Consider the following 17336-nt stretch of genomic DNA (forward strand, 5'->3'; position numbering starts at 1 on the left):
TGACGTGCTTCTGTCTCCTCCCCATCCTGCCGCCCGACGTGCTGACACCGGTCGCCGGAGCCGCGTTCATGACCGCCAGGTCGTCACCCGCGCCCCGGCGTCCGGTGCGCTGCGGCCCTGGGCGGGAAGGAGCCGGGCGGCGTCGACGTGGTGGAAGTGGACGAGCAGGTCCGAGCTCATCAGCAGCGACGTGTCGGCCTCGGGGACGGGCCACACGGTGCCGATCTCCGTGGTCGGACGTGACGCGGTCAGCCACTGCCTGGCCGGTTCCCGCACGGTGCGCAGGTCCAGCAGGTAGACCGGGTGGGGCACGGCATCAAGGGTGTACTCGTTGGTGCCCGGCTCGGGCGGTCCGGTGGTGAAGGTGCCCAGCGGCAGGGGCTCCCGCGTGCTGAGGCCGTCGTACGCGACGAAGGATCCCTCGCCGAAGCTCGTGCGGACGCTGAGGTACCCCGCGCCGAACCGGTCGCGCAGGAAGGCGCCCTGCGGCCGGGGGTAGTCGGGACTGTTGCTGACCAGGGCCACGTGGCCGTCGTGCGCGGCGAGCACGGTCCTGCTGCCCGTGTGCTCGTACCACCAGGTGAGGTTCTCGGCCATCTGCTGGTCACGGTACAGATCCTGCTGCGTCCCTTCGGTGGCGTTGTCGAACGCGTAGAAGCGGGCGCTCTGCGCGATGACCCGGGCGTGCTGGACGTTCCAGTCGAACTCCTCGCGGTCCCGGCCCGGCGCCTGCGAGCGGAGCAGCTCGTACGCCTGCCGGGTGCGGCGGGCCATGTCCAGCCGCTCGTCCTGCGGCCGGTTCCTGAACTCGCGCGTGGCGGCCAGTACCTCACCGGTGGGGCGGTCCCGGTACAGCTCCGCGAACCGCGCGCGCAGCTCGGGGAACCGGCGGTCGACGTACCGCAGGACCCGGTCGTACAGCCTGGGTTCGACCGGGACGATGTCGTCACCCACGAACTGCAGAGGACGGCTGCTGCGCGCGTTGTGGGCGCGCATCCACTCGAACAGATGCAGATACTCCTGGTTGTTCCACAGCCGGTCCTCGCTCTGGAAGACCTCGCGCATGATCCGGCGGATGTCACCCCTGCCGGTCAGCAGCCACTCGTTGATACGCAGGCCGGCGTCCCAGCCGGCCTCCCGGGCGAGGGAGGTGAAGCCCTTCTCCTCGGCCAGGTACCGGAAGACCCGCTCCTGGAGCGCGAAGAACTGATGGGAGCCGTGCGTGGCCTCTCCCACCCCCACGATCACGGCACCGTCCACGGCCCGGCCCAGCGGCCGCAGGTCCCCGAGGGTGTCCATCGGCTCGCCGGGAGCCAGTGCGGACGCCGCCCGGGTCAGCTCGGCGACGACCGGGTCGGGTGTGCGGCCGCCGGCGCGGGCGGGCGCCGCGGGAAGAACAGCCGTCAGCAGCACTGCCAGCAGGACCGGCAGGACGGGCAGGGCGGCACGACGGCGGCGTGACAGGTGGGACGCGGAACGCATGGGCTGGTTCTCCTCACGTCAGCCCCCCGGAACAGCATCGTCGGCACGCTGCCGGTCCGCCCGCACAGCAACCCCACGCTGGGCCGATCGGGGGACGGACGGCGGGCCACGTGGCGTTGCATAAACGTGCAGCGAAACGTATAGTCATGCCATCAAGGAGGAGGTTGTCATGGCGGTACGTGCGGCGGTGGCCGGAGCGAGCGGGTACGCGGGCGGTGAGCTGCTGCGTCTGCTCCTGACCCACCCCGGCATCGAGATCGGTGCCCTGACCGGCAACTCCAACGCCGGCCGGCGGCTCGGCGCGCTCCAGCCGCACCTGCTGCCGCTCGCCGACCGCGCCCTGGAGCCGACCACCCCCGAGGTCCTCGCCGGGCACGACGTCGTGTTCCTCGCGCTGCCGCACGGAGAGTCCGCCGCCGTCGCCGAGCAGCTCGGCGAGGACGTGCTCGTGATCGACATGGGCGCCGACTTCCGGCTGAGGGACGCCACCGACTGGCAGCGCTTCTACGGGTCGCCGCACGCCGGCACCTGGCCCTACGGTCTGCCCGAACTGCCGGGTGCACGCGCCGCGCTGGAGGGGTCCAAGCGCGTCGCGGTGCCCGGCTGCTACCCCACCGCCGTCTCCCTGGCCCTGTTCCCGGCCTACGCCGCCGGCCTCGCCGAGCCCGAGGCGGTGATCGTCGCCGCCTCCGGGACCTCCGGCGCGGGCAAGGCGCCCAAGCCCCACCTGCTCGGCAGCGAGGTCATGGGCTCCATGGCGCCGTACGGTGTGGGCGGCGGGCACCGGCACACCCCGGAGATGATCCAGAACCTCAGCGCGGCGGCCGGCGAGCGGGTCTCCGTCTCCTTCACGCCGACCCTCGCGCCGATGCCCCGCGGCATCCTCGCCACCTGCAGCGCGAGGGCGAGGCCCGGCGTCACCGCCGAGTCCGTGCGCGAGGCCTACGAGAAGGCTCTCGCCGACGAGCCCTTCGTCCACCTCCTCCCCGAAGGGCAGTGGCCCGCGACCGCGTCCGTGTACGGCTCCAACGCCGTGCAGGTCCAGGTCGCCCATGACGCGGCCGCCGGGCGGATCGTCGCGATCAGCGCCATCGACAACCTGACCAAGGGCACCGCGGGCGGTGCCGTCCAGAGCATGAACATCGCCCTGGGGATCGACGAGACCACCGGGCTGACGACGATCGGAGTTGCGCCGTGAGTGTGACGGCAGCGAAGGGATTCACGGCGGCGGGCATCGCCGCCGGGATCAAGGAGAACGGCAACCCCGACCTGGCCCTCGTGGTCAACAACGGCCCCCGCCGCGCCGCCGCCGGCGTCTTCACCTCCAACCGCGTCAAGGCCGCGCCGGTGCTCTGGTCGGAGCAGGTGCTCAAGAGCGGGCAGCTGTCCGCCGTCGTCCTCAACTCCGGCGGCGCCAACGCCTGTACCGGGCCGAAGGGCTTCCAGGACACGCACGCCACCGCGGAGAAGGCCGCCGAGGTGCTCGGCATCGGAGCGGGCGAGGTCGCCGTCTGCTCGACGGGACTCATCGGCGTCCTGCTCCCCATGGACAAGCTGCTCCCCGGCGTCGGTACCGCCGCCGCCCAGTTGTCCGAGCACGGCGGCGAGAAGGCCGCCATCGCCATCAAGACCACCGACACCGTCCACAAGACGTCCGTCGCCACCGGGGACGGCTGGACCGTCGGCGGCATGGCCAAGGGCGCCGGGATGCTCGCCCCGGGCCTCGCCACCATGCTCGTCGTCCTCACCACCGACGCCGACCTCGAGTCCGACGTGCTCGACAAGGCCCTGCGCGACGCGACCCGGGTCACCTTCGAGCGCGTCGACTCCGACGGCTGCATGTCCACCAACGACACCGTGCTGCTGCTCGCCTCCGGAGCCTCGGCCGTCACCCCGGGGTACGACGAGTTCGCCGAGGCCGTACGGGCCGTCTGCGACGACCTCGGCCGACAGCTCATCCGCGACGCCGAGGGCGCCGGCAAGGACATCAAGGTGGAGGTGGTGGGCGCCGCGACCGAGGACGACGCCGTCGAGGTCGGCCGCTCCATCGCCCGCAACAACCTCCTCAAGTGCGCCGTCCACGGCGAGGATCCCAACTGGGGCCGGGTGCTCTCCGCCATCGGCACCACGAAGGCCGCCTTCGAGCCCGACGAGCTCAACGTCGCCATCAACGGCGTCTGGGTCTGCAAGAACGGCGGCGTCGGCGAGGACCGCGACAAGGTCGACATGCGCTACCGCGAGGTGCACATCGTCGCCGACCTGGCCGCCGGTGACGCCACCGCCACCATCTGGACCAACGACCTCACCGCCGACTACGTCCACGAGAACAGCGCGTACTCGTCATGACCGGCACCCGCAAGCACACCGCGCTCCCCAAGGCGCAGATCCTCATCGAGGCGCTGCCCTGGCTGACCCGGCACCACGGCAGGACCGTCGTCATCAAGTTCGGCGGCAACGCCATGGTCGACGAGGACCTGAAGGCCGCGTTCGCCCAGGACGTCGTCTTCCTGCGGCACGCCGGCCTCAGACCGGTCGTCGTGCACGGCGGCGGCCCGCAGATCAGCCGGGCGCTCGACCGGCACGGCATCGTCAGCGAGTTCAAGGCCGGCCTGCGCGTCACCACCGAGGACGCCATGGACGTCGTGCGCATGGTGCTCGCCGGACAGGTGCAGCGGGAACTGGTCGGACTACTCAACCGGCACGGACCCCTCGCCGTCGGCCTCACCGGCGAGGACGCGCACACCCTCACCGCCACCAAGCACCAGCCCGAGATCGACGGCGAGTTGGTCGACATCGGGCGGGTGGGCGAGATCACCGAGATCGACACGGGCGCGATCGAGGCACTGCTCGCCGACGGCCGCATCCCGGTCGTCTCGTCGATCGCCCGCAGCCAGGACGACCACCATGTCTACAACGTCAATGCTGATACGGCGGCTGCGGCACTCGCTGCTGCACTGGGCGCCGAGACCCTCATGGTCCTCACGGACGTCGAGGGACTCTACGAGGACTGGCCGAACAGCGACGAGGTGATCAGCCGCCTCACCGCCTCCCAGCTCGAGAAGCTCCTGCCGGAACTGTCCTCGGGCATGGTGCCGAAGATGGAGGGCTGCCTGCACGCCGTACGCAACGGCGTGACCACCGCCCGCGTCATCGACGGCCGGGTCCAGCACTCGATCCTGCTGGAGATCTTCACGGACGAGGGCATCGGCACCATGGTCGTGCCCGACGAACAGGGGGAGTCGTGAGCAACGCAGAACTGACCGCGCGGTGGCAGGGCGCCCTGATGAACAACTACGGCACCCCGCGCCTGCCGCTGGTACGCGGTGACGGCACGAAGGTCTGGGACGCCGAGGGCACGGAGTACACCGACTTCGTCGGCGGCATCGCCACCAACGCCCTCGGCCACGCCCACCCGGCGGTCGTCGAGGCCGTGAGCCGGCAGATCGGCTCCCTCGGCCACATCTCCAACTTCTTCATGGCAGAGCCGACCGTCGCCCTCGCCGAGCGGCTGCTCCAGCTCTTCGGCCGGGCCGGCCGGGTCTTCTTCTGCAACTCCGGCGCCGAGGCCAACGAGGCCGCGTTCAAGATCGGCCGGCTGACCGGACGGACCCACGTCGTCGCCACCGAGGGCGCCTTCCACGGCCGCACGATGGGCGCCCTCGCGCTCACCGGCCAGCCCGGCAAGCGCGAGCCGTTCCAGCCGCTGCCCGCCGAGGTCACCCACGTGCCCTTCGGTGACGCCCAGGCGCTGGCCGCCGCGGTCACCGAGGAGACGGCCCTGGTCGTCCTCGAACCCATCCAGGGCGAGCTCGGCGTGGTCGTCCCGCCCCCCGGCTATCTGAAGGCGGCCCGCGCCATCACCGCGGCCAAGGGCGCGCTGCTCGTGCTGGACGAGGTGCAGACCGGCATCGGCCGCACCGGGCACTGGTTCGAGTACCAGGCCCACGAGGGCGTGCTGCCGGACGTCGTCACCCTGGCCAAGCAACTCGGCGGCGGCCTGCCACTGGGCGCCACCGTCGCCTTCGGCCGCGCCGCCGACCTGCTCGGGCCCGGCCACCACGGCACCACCTTCGGCGGCAACCCGGTCGCCTGCGCCGCCGGACTCGCCGTTCTCGACACCATCGAGAGCGAGGGGCTGCTGGAGAACGTCAAGCGGCAGGGCGAGAGGCTCCGCGACGGAATCGAGGGGTCCGGCCACGCTGTGATCGACCATGTCCGGGGTGCGGGGCTCCTCCTGGGTATCGTGCTCACCGAGCCGCTCGCGCCCCAGGCGCAACAGGCGGCTCAGGACGCCGGATTCCTCGTGAACGCGCCGGCCCCCGATGTCGTGCGGCTCATGCCGCCGCTGAACCTCGGGGACGACGCGGTGGACGCCTTCCTCGGGGCGCTGCCCGGCATCCTGGACCAGGCCGGTACGCCGGCGGGCGGGGAAGGACGAGCCGGAGAATGAGACGACGATGAGCCAGGAGCAGCAGGACCAGGGTCAGCAGGCCGGACCTGCCGTGCCGCAGACGCGCACCGCACGCCACCGCCGGATCGTGGACATCCTCAACCGGCAGCCGGTGCGGTCGCAGAGCCAGTTGGCGAAGCTGCTCGCCGACGACGGGCTGAGCGTCACCCAGGCGACGCTCTCCCGCGACCTGGACGAGCTGAACGCGGTGAAGATCCGCAACAACGAGGGCGACCTGATCTACGCGGTGCCGAGCGAGGGGGGTTTCCGTACCCCGCGGGCACCGCTGGGGGAGTCCGCCAAGGAGGAGCGGATGCGGCGGCTCTCGCAGGAGCTGCTGATCTCCGCGGAGGCCTCCGCGAACCTGGTGGTGCTGCGTACCCCGCCGGGCGCCGCGCAGTTCCTGGCCTCGGCGATCGACCAGGCGGAACTGCAGGACATCCTCGGCACGATCGCCGGCGACGACACGCTGCTGCTGATCAGCAGGGAGCCGACGGGTGGCCAGGCCCTGGCGGACCATTTGCTCCGGTTGGCCCAGAACGGCCACTGAGCCGCGGGGCGGCGGGGACATGCTGGTGCGGCGACCGCGGGCCGTCGGTGGCCGCTCATGCAGTTCCCCGCGCCCCTGGGGGGCGACCCCAGCCGCGGGCAGTCGTGGAGCCGCGGGCGCTGGGGGCACCCCCTCTGGGGGAGGCACCCGCCGGCGCGGTGAGTGTGACGCCCGTACCTCAGCCGCGGCGCCGGTCACCCCGGAGCGCCGGTCACCCCAGCCGGCCCGCCAGCCCACCCGTGCACCGCACCTCGTCGCCCGCCGTGATCAGCAGCGCCTCGGCGTCCGGAAGCGACTCCAGCCAGGCGAGCGCCTGCCGGGAGCCCATCGCGAACGCCGCCGTCGCCCAGCAGTCCGCCCACGTCAGCCGCGGCGCGACCACCGTCACGGCGACCAGGTCGGTCACCGCCGACCGCCCCGTACGGGGATCGACGATGTGGTCCCCCCGCTCCGCGGTACCGGACGTCGCCACGGCCAGTTCGTCCGCACCGGCCGCGGAGACCACGGCGGCGAGCCCGCCCGGTCGCAGCGGATCCGACACCCCGACCCGCCACGGCCGCCCCGCCCCCGGCGCGCCCAGCACCTGCACGTCGCCGCCCCCGTTGACGCTCACCCCCGTCGCCCCGGCCGCCGCGAGCCGCCGTGCGGCCCGCTCGGTGGCCCAGCCCTTGACGATCCCGGTCGGGTCGAGACGCCCCTGGTAGCACGTGCTGAACCAGCCGTCGCTCACCCGCTCCGCCTCCGCCGCCAGCTGCAGCACCTCGGCGACCTCGGCATCGCACTCCCCGACGCCCAGCTCACCGCGCGCCAGCCGCGAGATCTGGCTGTCGTCGCGGTAGGTGCTGAACACCTCGTCGACCCGGCGCAGCCCGGCGACGGCCTCGTCCAGCGCCGCGCGCACCGCGTCGGGTTCCCCGCCGCGGACGTCCAGGGAGAAGACGGTCCCCATCGTCTCCTCCGTACGACGCACCGCGGCGGGAGCCTCCGCCGGCTCGGCCACCGCGTCAGCCACCGGCCTTGTCCAGCGCCGACTGGAGCGACTGCTTGTACCCCGCACTCGTGTACGTGGCCCCGGACACCGCGTCGATCTCCGCGCCGCCGGCCGCGACCGCAGCCTGGTTGAGCCGGGGTACTGCGCTGGAGGTGATCTGGTCGCTCTGCCCGCCCTTGGGCGTCTGGACGGCCTCGGCCCTGGTGATCCTCCCGCCGCTCACGGTGATCCGGACCTGCACCGGCCCGTACTGCGTCTGTGCCGCGTCCCCGGTGACGGTCCGGGCCCGCTCGCTCCCGGCGTTCCCGCCGCTCCCCGAACCGGAGGACTCCGGGGCCCCGGCGGCCCGCGCCTTGTCCAGCGCCGACTGGAGCGACTTCTCGTACCCGGCGCTGGTGTACGTCGCCCCGGACACCGCGTCGATCTCTCCGCCCTGCGCCGCGACCGCCGCCTGGTTGAGCCGGGGCACGGCGGTGGAGGTGATCTGGTCGCTCTGCCCGCCCTTGGGCGCCTGGACGGCCTCCGCCCTGGTGATCCTCCCGCCGCTCACCGTCAGCCGCACCTGCACCGCGCCGTACTGGGTGCTCGCGGCGTCCCCGGTGACCGTGCCGTCACCGATGGGCCGGGAACCGCCCTGCGGGGACTGGGCCGCCGCGGGCGGGGCCGCGCCGCCCGCCGCCGCGGCCGAGCCGGGATCGGACGCCGGCTTGAGCGACAGCAGCAGCACGATCCCGGACACGGTGGCGGCGGTCGCGAGTACGGCACGCCGGACGGGGTGACTCTTCCTCATCGTTCTTCAAGCTCCTGATGGTGTGGATGGCCCGGGTGGATGACCCGTCGCTCACATCTCGAACGACTCGTGATGGATGCGGCGGGCGGGGACCCCGGCGCCGCGCAGCGCGTCGTACACCGACTGGGCGAAGCCGGGCGGCCCGCACATGAAGACGTCGTGGCGGTCGACGTCCGGGATCTTCCGTTGCAGGCTCTCCGCCGAGATGTCGGGACGTTCCCCGTCGGGGCTGTTCACCGCGTACATCAGCCGCGCGCCGCGCTCGTCGGCGATCTTGGCCAGTTCGCTCCACAGCGCCAGGTCCTGTGTGCTGTTCGCCCGGTAGAGCAGCGTGATGTCACCGGCCGCGCCGGGCAGCGTCTCGAACAGGGCCCGCATGGGGGTGATGCCCACCCCGCCCGCGACCAGCAGCACCTTGCCGCGGCTGCGGCGCTGCGCGGTCAGGGCACCGTACGGGCCCTCCGCCCACACCCGCGTGCCGGGCTCCAGCTCGCGCAGCCGCGAGCTGTGGTCGCCGATCGCCTTGACGGTGATCCGCAGCATGTCGGGACGGGGCGCCGCCGACAGCGAGTACGGGTGGGAGCTGAACCGCATCCCGGGGGCCAGGAACCGCCAGCGGAGGAACTGCCCCGCCTCCGCGCCCATCCGGTGCAGCCTGCGGCCGCTGATCAGCACCGACACGATGCCCGGCGTCTCCTCGACGACCGCCGCGACCCGCATCCGGTGCCGCAGGTTGAGCCGCACGGGGGTGATGATCCGGTACCACAGCACCAGGGCGGTCACGACGCCGTAGAGCCCGTACCAGACGGTCTTCGCGGCCGGTTCGACGGCGAACTCGTTGCCGGTGGTGATCTGGTGCCAGAACGTCAGGAAGACCGACGCGTACGTCAGCAGGTGCACGTGGTACCAGCCGTCGTACGGCAGCCGGCGCCGGACCGGGCCGATGGAGAGGAAAGCGATCACGAACAGCAGTCCGGTGCCGATGGCGGCCTTGCCCATGTCCGGCAGCGTGGTGACGGAGGTGACGGTCTGCTGCACGATGTCGCCGAGGCTCTTGCCCGCCTGGCGGGCGTAGCCCCACATGATGAGGAAGACGTGCGCGACGACCAGGCTGACGGTGTAGCGGCCGCTCATCGCGTGCCAGCGGGCGACCCGGTCCGAACCCACCCGCCGCTCCAGCGCGGGCACCCGCGCCATCTGGAGGACGACCAAGGCCATCAGGTAGCCGGCGAGCAGCCCGGTGATCCGGCCCGCGGCGACGATCTTCCCGGTGGTGTCCGCGATGGACGGTGTGTTCGTCCACCACAGCCACAGCACGGCCACCGCGCCCGCGCCCACGGCGAGCAGCAGGGGAACGGCGGGGGAGCGGCGCGGACGGATGCGGCGCATCGTCTGGCGGCGGGCGGCACGGCCGCCGGCGAGCGTGGTGGTCACGGTTCCTCCGTGGGGACTTGGCCCTTGGCCCACAGATACGTGCCGTCACGCTGGAGCGTTCAGAGGAGTTCCCGGTTCGGGGCCATCCGATCGCCGTGCCCGTGCCCCGGCTCAGACGCCGGACGGGGGAAGCGGCAGGGGCAGCCCGGGCAGTCCGTCCAGGCTGGTCGCGACGTGTTCCTTCTTGGTGAAGTAGGCGTCGAGCGAGGCGTCGTCCTCCCGTGCGAACCGCTTGGCGTGCAGGTCGCGTTCGCTCTCGTACGCCATGAAGGGCACCGCGTACCCGCAGGTGTCGCGGATCAGTTCGGCCGTCACGACGATGACGGCACGCAGGCCGTGCGTGCCGTGGTCGATGCCGGGGAAGCGGGTGAGCAACTCGGCGAAACGGGGGTCGTCCCGGAAGACGGGCTCGCCGCGGCCGTGGACGCGCACGATGTTGGGCGGGCCCTGGAAGGCACACCACATCAGGGTGATGCGGCCGTTCTCGCGCAGATGGGCGATCGTCTCGGCGTTGGAGCCGGCGAAGTCGAGGTAGGCCACCGTGAGCTCGTCGAGGACCGCGAACGACCCCTTGAGCCCCTTGGGTGAGAGATTGACCGTGCCGTCGGCGGACAGGGGGGCGGTGGCGGTGAAGAAGACCGGCTGCTCCTCGATGAACGTGCGGAGGCGGCCGTCTATGCGCTCATACGTCTTTCCCATGTCCAACGATTATGGGAGCAGTTCGTTCGTTTGTCTAAGGAATTACGGAGGATCTCGGAAGGCCCGCATCCCACGGGAAGACCGTGGCCGCCCCGGCCGGCGCTGAACGGGGCGGCCACGGCGCCTGTCACCTCACTCGGTGAGTGTGCAGGCGGCCAGGGAGTCGAGCCCCGAGGGGCGTTCGGCGGTGCGGCCGATGGCGGTGGCGATGCGGTCGAGGGCGGCGACGCGCTTGCCCTCGAGGGGGCCGAGGACGGCGTTCTGGACGAAGTGGGGTCCGCCTTGTCCGACGGTGTCGACGAGTCGCTTGTTGGCCTCGGCGATCTGCTGGTCGAGGTCGCCGAGGTTGCGGTCGACCCCGGCCCGTGCGGAGGCGGGGGCGGCGGGCGGTTCGGGAGCCACGGCGGGGCAGGAGATCGTGCCCGGCCCCGCGAGCGTCCGGGCGTCCGCCTCGCCGCCGTCTCCGGAGGACTCACCGGCGAGGGCGGTGCCGGCGATCACCACACCGGTCAGCGCCGGCGCGGCGGCACCGCCGGCGAAGCCGACGCGGCGCTTGTTGTACGTCGGAAGAGCCCTGGACATGCGGATGCCTCACTCGGGTCGGGGGTGTCTCGGTGGAACGACGCGGCGCCTGCGTCCGGTGAGGGATACGGGAAAGCGATTTCACCCGTTCACCCGTCCACCGGTTCCGGCCGCACCCCGGCCGGAACCCCCGGCCTCCGTGGAGGCGAATTGACGAATCATGCGGACTACTGCATACTCATGCATATCAGCGAATGCACTGTGAGGAGAAACCCGTGACCGAGCGCGTCGTACTCGCCTACTCAGGCGGTCTGGACACCTCCGTCGCCATCGGCTGGATCGCCGAGGAGACGGGCGCCGAGGTCATCGCCGTTGCGGTCGACGTCGGCCAGGGCGGCGAGGACCTGGACGTCATCCGCAAGCGCGCCCTCGCGTGCGGCGCCGTCGAGGCCGAGGTCGCGGACGCCAGGGACGAGTTCGCCGACGAGTACTGCCTCCCGGCGATCAGGGCCAACGCCCTCTACATGGACCGCTACCCGCTGGTCTCCGCGCTGTCCCGGCCGACGATCGTCAAGCACCTGGTCGCCGCCGCGCAGAAGCACGGCGCCACCACCGTCGCCCACGGCTGCACCGGCAAGGGCAACGACCAGGTCCGCTTCGAGGCCGGCATCGTCGCCCTCGCCCCCGACCTCAAGTGCATCGCCCCGGTCCGCGACTACGCCATGACCCGCGACAAGGCCATCGCCTTCTGCGAGGCCAAGGGCCTGCCGATCGCGACGACCAAGAAGTCCCCGTACTCCATCGACCAGAACGTCTTCGGCCGGGCCGTCGAGACCGGCTTCCTCGAGGACATCTGGAACGCGCCGATCGAGGACGTCTACGAGTACACGCAGAACCCGGCCGTGGCGCGCGAGCCCGACGAGGTCGTCATCACCTTCAAGCAGGGGGTGCCGGTCGCCATCGACGGCAGGCCCGTCACCGTCCTCCAGGCCATCCAGCAGCTCAACGAGCGCGCGGGCGCCCAGGGCGTCGGCCGGATCGACATGGTCGAGGACCGCCTCGTCGGCATCAAGTCCCGCGAGGTGTACGAGGCGCCCGGCGCCATCGCCCTGATCACGGCCCACCAGGAGCTGGAGAACGTCACCGTCGAGCGTGAACTCGCCCGCTACAAGCGGCAGGTCGAGCAGCGCTGGGGCGAGCTGGTCTACGACGGCCAGTGGTTCTCCCCGCTCAAGCGCGCCCTGGACGGCTTCATCACCGAGGCCAACCAGCACGTCAACGGCGACATCCGGATGACCCTGCACGGCGGCCGCGCCGTCGTCACCGGCCGGCGCTCCGAGTCGTCGCTGTACGACTTCAACCTGGCCACCTACGACACGGGCGACACGTTCGACCAGGCCGCGGCCAAGGGCTTCATCGACATCTACAGCCTGTCGTCGAAGATCGCCGCGAAGCGGGACCTGGCCTAGGCCGCACCGCCCGACGACCCCTCACACGCACTAGCCTGACAGCCGCCTCCTCACTCACGGGTGGGGAGGCGGCGGCACATCCGGAACCTCCGAGGAGCACCAAGTGAGCAGCAACAGCGGTGACGTACGGCTCTGGGGCGGCCGTTTCGCCGACGGCCCGGCCGAGGCCCTGGCGAAGCTGTCCGCGTCCGTCCACTTCGACTGGCGGCTGGCGCCCTACGACATCGCCGGCTCGCGGGCCCACGCGCGCGTGCTGCACCGGGCGGGGCTCCTCACCGAGGACGAGCTGAGCCGGATGATCGCCGGCCTCGACCGGCTCGAGGCGGACGTCGCCGACGGATCCTTCACCGGCACCGTCGCCGACGAGGACGTGCACACCGCCCTGGAGCGCGGCCTGCTGGAGCGGCTCGGCCCCGACCTCGGCGGCAAGCTGCGCGCCGGCCGGTCCCGCAACGACCAGGTGGCCACCCTCTTCCGCATGTACCTGCGGGACCACGCCCGGATCGTCGGCGGGCTGATCGCCGACCTGCAGGACGCCCTGATCGGCCTCGCCGAGGCCCACCCCGACGTGGCCATGCCCGGCCGCACCCATCTCCAGCACGCCCAGCCGGTGCTCTTCGCCCATCACGTCCTCGCCCACGTACAGGCGCTGTCCCGGGACGCCGAGCGGCTGCGCCAGTGGGACGAGCGGACGGCCGTGTCCCCGTACGGCTCGGGCGCGCTGGCCGGCTCCTCCCTCGGCCTGGACCCCGAGGCCGTCGCCGAGGACCTCGGCTTCGAGCACGGCAGCGCCGCCAACTCCATCGACGGCACCGCCTCCCGGGACTTCGTCGCCGAGTTCGCCTTCATCACCGCGATGATCGGTGTGAACGTCTCCCGGATCGCCGAGGAGATCATCATCTGGAACACGAAGGAGTTCTCCTTCGTGACCCTGCACGACGCCTTCTCCACCGGCTCGTCGATCATGCCGCAGAAGAAGAACCCGGACATCGCCGAGCTGGCACGCGGCAAGTCGGGCCGCCTCATCGGCAACCTGACCGGCCTGATGGCCACCCTCAAGGCCCTCCCGCTCGCCTACAACCGCGACCTCCAGGAGGACAAGGAGCCGGTCTTCGACTCCATCGACCAGCTGGAGGTCCTGCTCCCGGCCTTCACCGGCATGATGGCCACGCTCACCGTGCACCGCGAGCGCATGGAGGAACTGGCCCCGGCCGGGTTCTCCCTCGCCACCGACATCGCCGAGTGGCTGGTCAAGCAGGGCGTTCCCTTCCGCGTCGCCCACGAGGTGGCCGGCGCGTGCGTCAAGGTCGCCGAGTCCGAGGGCAAGGAACTGGACGACCTGACCGACGAGCAGTTCGCCGAGATCTCCGCCCACCTCACCCCCGAGGTGCGCTCCGTCCTGAACGTCCCGGGGGCCCTCGCCTCCCGCGACGGCCGGGGCGGCACGGCCCCGAGCGCGGTCGCGGTCCAGCTGGCCGAAGCGAAGACGGACCTGGCGGCCCAGCACGCCTGGGCGACGGCGAAGAAGCACTAGGGCAACGCCCCCAGGGGCGCGGGGCCGTATCGATGTGCGGGCTCCGCCGCGTGGGGGCGAGCAACCACAGCGCACCCGCACTCGCCGCTGCGCGGCAAGATCCGAACCCGAAGGCGCCCCGGTTCCCCGAGCGGAGCGGCGTCGCGGGTTACGTTGGTCGGAACGCCGCACCGGAACCGACCGACGGAGCCCGCGATGCCCTTCGCCCGCCTGGCGACAGCGACGACCCCCACCTGCCACATCGGTCTCGGCCTCGCCGCGATCGGCCGGCCCGGCTACATCAACCTCGGCCGCGACCACGACCTCGGAGAGGACCGCAGCGTCGAGGCACTGCGCGGTCGCACCCACGAACTCCTCGACGCCGCCTACGCCCAGGGCGTGCGCTACTTCGACGCGGCCCGCTCGTACGGCCGCTCCGAGGAGTTCCTGGCCGACTGGCTGAACGGCCACCCCGAGGCCGACGACGTGGTCGTCGGCAGCAAATGGGGTTACACCTACGCCGCCGGCTGGTCCACCGACGCCGAGCGGCACGAGGTCAAGGACCACTCGCTCGCCGCGTACGAGCGTCAGCGCGCCGAGTCCCACGCGCTGCTCGGCGACCGGCTCGACCTCTACCAGATCCACTCGGTGACCCCGGAGAGCCCCGCCCTCACCGACAAGGAGCTGCACGTCCGGCTCGCCGAGGCCGCGGAGCGCGGACTCACCGTCGGCTTCTCCACCAGCGGTCCGGCCCAGGCGGACGCCATCCGCGCCGCGCTCGCCGTCACGGTCGACGGCGAACCCCTGTTCCGTACCGTGCAGTCCACCTACAACGCCCTGGAGACCTCCGCAGGGCCGGCGCTCGCCGAGGCGCACGAGGCGGGGCTCACGGTCATCGTCAAGGAGGGCATGGCCAACGGCCGGCTGGCCGCGCCGAACGCCCCCGAGGCGCTGCGCGCCGTCGCCGAGGCGGCGGGCGTGGGCCCCGACGCAGTCGCCCTCGCCGTGGTCCTGCGACAGCCGTGGGCCGGTGTCGTCCTGTCCGGGGCCGCGACCGCCACCCAGCTCGCCTCCAATCTGCACGCCGCCGCCGTCGACCTCACCGACGACCAGGTGTCGCGCCTCACCGCCCTGGCCGAGGAGCCGGGCGTCTACTGGGAGCGGCGCGGGCAACTGCCCTGGCACTGAGCGGCCGCACTCCGGGAGCCCTCCACGCCGTGAGACTCGTACGCCTTGAATGAGACATGAATGTCTCATCTGCGGTACTGTTGTTTCATGGCTGTCGACCGTGACCACGTGCTGCGCAGTGCCGCCGCCCTGCTGACCCGTAAATCCACCGCGACCATGGACGAGGTCGCCAAGGCCGCCGGGATCAGCCGCGCCACCCTGCACCGGCAGTTCGCCGGACGGGACGCGCTGGTCCGGGCGCTGGAGGCGCTAGGGATCGCGGAGTGCGAGGCCGCCCTGGAGGCGGCCCGGCCCGGCGAGGGGCCCGCCACCGACGCCGTGCGCCGTCTGGTCGCCGAGGTCGAACCGCACGCCGGCCTGCTCGCGTTCCTCTACAGCGAGAACCAGCTGTTCGAGGGCGAGGAGCAGAACGAGGGCTGGACCAGGATCGACGAGGCCGTCGCCGGCCTCTTCCGGCGCGGCCAGGCGAGCGGCGAGTTCCGGATCGACCTCACCCCGGCCTGGCTCACCGAGGCCCTCTACGGGCTGCTCGCCTCCGCCGCCTGGGCGGTCGCCGAGGGCCGCGTCGCCCCCAAGGACTTCACCCACATGATCGTCGAGCTGCTGCTCGGCGGCGTACGACGCCAGGGCGACCCGGCGCGGAGGAACGCGTCATGACCAGCGCACTGCACCCGGCGACCACGGCCGAGGAGGCCAAGCGCCCGGGCCGGTGGCTCGCGCTCTCCGTCCTGGTGCTCGCCGTGCTGCTGGTGGCCGTCGACGCGACCGTCCTCGGTCTGGCCACCCCCTACATCAGCGAGGACCTCGCGCCCACCGGCAGCCAGTTGCTGTGGATCGGTGACGTCTACTCCTTCGTCATCGCCGGTCTGCTCGTCTCCATGGGCAGCCTCGGCGACCGCGTCGGCCGCAAGCGGATCCTCCTCTGGGGCGCCACCGCGTTCGGCGCGATATCCGTGCTCAACGCCTACGCGCACACACCCGAGGTGATGATTCTCGCGCGCGCCCTGCTCGGTGTCGCCGGCGCCACCCTCATGCCCGCCACCCTCGCCCTGATCCGCAACCTCTTCCACGACCCGCGCGAACGCAGCCTCGCCATCGGCATCTGGGGCGCGACCGCCTCGGCGGGCACCGCCCTCGGGCCGATCCTGGGCGGCTTCCTCCTCGAGCACTTCTGGTGGGGCTCGGTCTTCCTGATCAACCTGCCCGTGATGGCCGTCCTGGTGGCCGTCGGCGTCAAGCTGCTCCCCGAGTCCCGCACCCCGAACCCGGGACCGTGGGACCTGACCAGCGTGGTCCTGTCACTGGTCGGCATGATCGGCGTGGTCTACGCGGTGAAGGAGGCCGCCAGTCACGGCCTCGGCTGGTCCGTCCCGGTCGCGGGACTGCTGGGCGGGGCCGCCCTGTACGGCTTCGTACGCCGTCAGTTCAGCCTTCCGGCGCCGCTGCTCGACATGCGGCTGTTCCGCCACCGCGGCTTCAGCGGCGCCGTACTGGCCGACCTGCTGACCATCCTCGGCCTGTCCGGACTGGTGTTCTTCCTGTCGCAGTACCTGCAACTCGTCCAGGGCCGACGCCCGTTCGAGGCGGGACTGGCCGAACTGCCCGCCGCGATCGGCGCGGTGGCGGCCGGACTGGTCGCGGGCCGGGCCGCCCGGCGGTTCTCGGTGCGCTCGGTCGTCGCCGGAGGACTCGCGGCGATCGGTCTGGCGCTGGCCGCGCTGACGGTGATCGGGCAGTCCACCGGCTACCCCCTGCTCGGGGCCGCACTGCTGGTGGTCGGCCTGGGCGCCGGCTTCTCCTTCACGGTGACCGCCGACGTGATCCTCTCCAGCGTGCCCAAGGAACAGGCGGGCGCCGCCTCCGCCGTCTCCGAGACGGCCTACGAACTGGGCGCGGCCCTCGGCATCGCCGTGCTCGGCTCCGTCGTGACCGGTGTCTACCGCGGTTTCACCGGCCCCGCGGGCACCCCGGCAGCCGCGCACGAGTCGCTGGGCGGCGCGGTGGAAGCGGCGTCGTCCCTCCCCGCCCACACCGCCGGGCCCATGCTGGACGCGGCGCGGCAGGCCTTCGTCGACGGCCTCACCCTGGCCGCGGGAGCGGGAGCAACGGTCCTCCTGGCAGCGGCAGCGGCGTCGTGGTTCATGCTCCGGGACCAACGCCTGGACAACGCCCCCCACTCGGCCGACTGACGGTCACCCGGCGGGCGCGGGGGACCGCGCCACGGCAGTGTCTCCCGGCCCATTCGGGT

16 protein-coding genes are annotated in these 17336 nt (G+C 72.2%); 10 read left to right on the forward strand and 6 right to left on the reverse strand.

Annotated features, from left to right (window positions below; all coding sequences use genetic code 11):
- Positions 1–66: 66 nt before the first annotated feature.
- Positions 67–1482, reverse strand: a complete 1416-nt coding sequence (locus BU52_RS12015) for an erythromycin esterase family protein (protein WP_051858120.1) — start codon at positions 1480–1482, stop codon at positions 67–69.
- A 169-nt stretch (positions 1483–1651) separates the two neighbouring features.
- On the opposite strand from BU52_RS12015, the gene argC reads away from it, so the two are divergent.
- Genes argC through BU52_RS12040 form a run of 5 tightly spaced genes read left to right on the forward strand, consistent with a single transcriptional unit; the run spans position 1652 to position 6482 of the window.
- Positions 1652–2680 (forward strand): N-acetyl-gamma-glutamyl-phosphate reductase, encoded by a 1029-nt coding sequence (gene argC / locus BU52_RS12020; RefSeq protein ID WP_037932439.1) that lies wholly within the window; start codon positions 1652–1654, stop codon positions 2678–2680.
- A complete protein-coding gene (gene argJ, locus BU52_RS12025; RefSeq protein WP_037932441.1) occupies positions 2677–3828 on the forward strand; it encodes a bifunctional glutamate N-acetyltransferase/amino-acid acetyltransferase ArgJ in 1152 nt (383 codons plus the stop codon). Before argC ends, argJ begins: the two co-directional genes overlap by 4 nt.
- Positions 3825–4727: an acetylglutamate kinase gene (argB, locus tag BU52_RS12030; protein ID WP_037932443.1), complete on the forward strand. Its 903-nt coding sequence runs from the start codon at positions 3825–3827 to the stop codon at positions 4725–4727. The genes argJ and argB overlap by 4 nt, the downstream gene beginning before the upstream one ends.
- Positions 4724–5932: an acetylornithine transaminase gene (locus BU52_RS12035; RefSeq protein WP_037932444.1), complete on the forward strand. Its 1209-nt coding sequence runs from the start codon at positions 4724–4726 to the stop codon at positions 5930–5932. The genes argB and BU52_RS12035 overlap by 4 nt, the downstream gene beginning before the upstream one ends.
- A gap of 7 nt (positions 5933–5939) precedes the next feature.
- Complete coding sequence (locus BU52_RS12040; protein WP_037932447.1) at positions 5940–6482, forward strand: arginine repressor; 543 nt, start codon at positions 5940–5942, stop codon at positions 6480–6482.
- Between the two features lie 211 nt (positions 6483–6693).
- Here the strand turns inward: BU52_RS12040 and BU52_RS12045 are convergent, their stop codons facing one another.
- The 5 genes from BU52_RS12045 to BU52_RS12065 form a co-directional block, all read right to left on the reverse strand.
- The gene (locus BU52_RS12045) at positions 6694–7431 is read right to left on the reverse strand and encodes an FAD:protein FMN transferase (protein ID WP_051858127.1); all 738 of its coding nucleotides are present in this window, start codon (positions 7429–7431) and stop codon (positions 6694–6696) included.
- A gap of 55 nt (positions 7432–7486) precedes the next feature.
- Entirely contained in the window at positions 7487–8263 is a 777-nt protein-coding gene (locus BU52_RS12050) for an FMN-binding protein (RefSeq protein ID WP_037932449.1), read from the reverse strand.
- A gap of 51 nt (positions 8264–8314) precedes the next feature.
- On the reverse strand, positions 8315–9697 hold the full coding sequence (locus tag BU52_RS12055) for a ferredoxin reductase family protein (protein ID WP_037932451.1): 1383 nt from the start codon (positions 9695–9697) through the stop codon (positions 8315–8317).
- A 111-nt stretch (positions 9698–9808) separates the two neighbouring features.
- Positions 9809–10396 carry a pyridoxamine 5'-phosphate oxidase family protein gene (locus BU52_RS12060; protein ID WP_037932452.1) on the reverse strand — a complete coding sequence of 196 codons (588 nt, stop codon included), beginning with the start codon at positions 10394–10396 and terminating at the stop codon, positions 9809–9811.
- Between the two features lie 132 nt (positions 10397–10528).
- A complete protein-coding gene (locus BU52_RS12065; RefSeq protein WP_037932454.1) occupies positions 10529–10978 on the reverse strand; it encodes a hypothetical protein in 450 nt (149 codons plus the stop codon).
- A 215-nt stretch (positions 10979–11193) separates the two neighbouring features.
- Between BU52_RS12065 and BU52_RS12070 the strand changes: the two genes are divergently transcribed.
- The 5 genes from BU52_RS12070 to BU52_RS12090 all read left to right on the forward strand — a co-directional run bounded on the left by BU52_RS12070 (position 11194) and on the right by BU52_RS12090 (position 17277).
- Entirely contained in the window at positions 11194–12387 is a 1194-nt protein-coding gene (locus tag BU52_RS12070; RefSeq protein ID WP_200881183.1) for an argininosuccinate synthase, read from the forward strand.
- 103 nt (positions 12388–12490) lie between these two features.
- Positions 12491–13921 (forward strand): argininosuccinate lyase, encoded by a 1431-nt coding sequence (argH, locus tag BU52_RS12075; protein ID WP_037932458.1) that lies wholly within the window; start codon positions 12491–12493, stop codon positions 13919–13921.
- A gap of 195 nt (positions 13922–14116) precedes the next feature.
- Positions 14117–15088 carry an aldo/keto reductase gene (locus BU52_RS12080; protein WP_037932460.1) on the forward strand — a complete coding sequence of 324 codons (972 nt, stop codon included), beginning with the start codon at positions 14117–14119 and terminating at the stop codon, positions 15086–15088.
- 87 nt (positions 15089–15175) lie between these two features.
- On the forward strand, positions 15176–15745 hold the full coding sequence (locus BU52_RS12085) for a TetR/AcrR family transcriptional regulator (RefSeq protein ID WP_037932462.1): 570 nt from the start codon (positions 15176–15178) through the stop codon (positions 15743–15745).
- Positions 15742–17277, forward strand: a complete 1536-nt coding sequence (locus BU52_RS12090) for an MFS transporter (RefSeq protein ID WP_037932464.1) — start codon at positions 15742–15744, stop codon at positions 17275–17277. The genes BU52_RS12085 and BU52_RS12090 overlap by 4 nt, the downstream gene beginning before the upstream one ends.
- The last annotated feature ends 59 nt before the right edge of the window (positions 17278–17336 follow it).

Origin of the sequence: Streptomyces toyocaensis (assembly GCF_000725125.1) — a bacterium.
In the GTDB taxonomy this organism is placed as follows: Bacteria; Actinomycetota; Actinomycetes; order Streptomycetales; family Streptomycetaceae; genus Streptomyces; species Streptomyces toyocaensis.

Excerpts from the sequence above, each read along its gene's own strand:
- BU52_RS12015 (WP_051858120.1), bottom strand. The coding sequence starts at position 1,482 with ATGCGTTCCGCGTCCCACCTGTCACGCCGCCGTCGTGCCGCCCTGCCC.
- argC (WP_037932439.1), top strand. The coding sequence starts at position 1,652 with ATGGCGGTACGTGCGGCGGTGGCCGGAGCGAGCGGGTACGCGGGCGGT.
- argB (WP_037932443.1), top strand. The coding sequence starts at position 3,825 with ATGACCGGCACCCGCAAGCACACCGCGCTCCCCAAGGCGCAGATCCTC.
- BU52_RS12040 (WP_037932447.1), top strand. The coding sequence starts at position 5,940 with ATGAGCCAGGAGCAGCAGGACCAGGGTCAGCAGGCCGGACCTGCCGTG.
- BU52_RS12045 (WP_051858127.1), bottom strand. The coding sequence starts at position 7,431 with ATGGGGACCGTCTTCTCCCTGGACGTCCGCGGCGGGGAACCCGACGCG.
- BU52_RS12050 (WP_037932449.1), bottom strand. The coding sequence starts at position 8,263 with ATGAGGAAGAGTCACCCCGTCCGGCGTGCCGTACTCGCGACCGCCGCC.
- BU52_RS12060 (WP_037932452.1), bottom strand. The coding sequence starts at position 10,396 with ATGGGAAAGACGTATGAGCGCATAGACGGCCGCCTCCGCACGTTCATC.
- BU52_RS12065 (WP_037932454.1), bottom strand. The coding sequence starts at position 10,978 with ATGTCCAGGGCTCTTCCGACGTACAACAAGCGCCGCGTCGGCTTCGCC.
- BU52_RS12080 (WP_037932460.1), top strand. The coding sequence starts at position 14,117 with ATGCCCTTCGCCCGCCTGGCGACAGCGACGACCCCCACCTGCCACATC.
- BU52_RS12085 (WP_037932462.1), top strand. The coding sequence starts at position 15,176 with ATGGCTGTCGACCGTGACCACGTGCTGCGCAGTGCCGCCGCCCTGCTG.
- BU52_RS12090 (WP_037932464.1), top strand. The coding sequence starts at position 15,742 with ATGACCAGCGCACTGCACCCGGCGACCACGGCCGAGGAGGCCAAGCGC.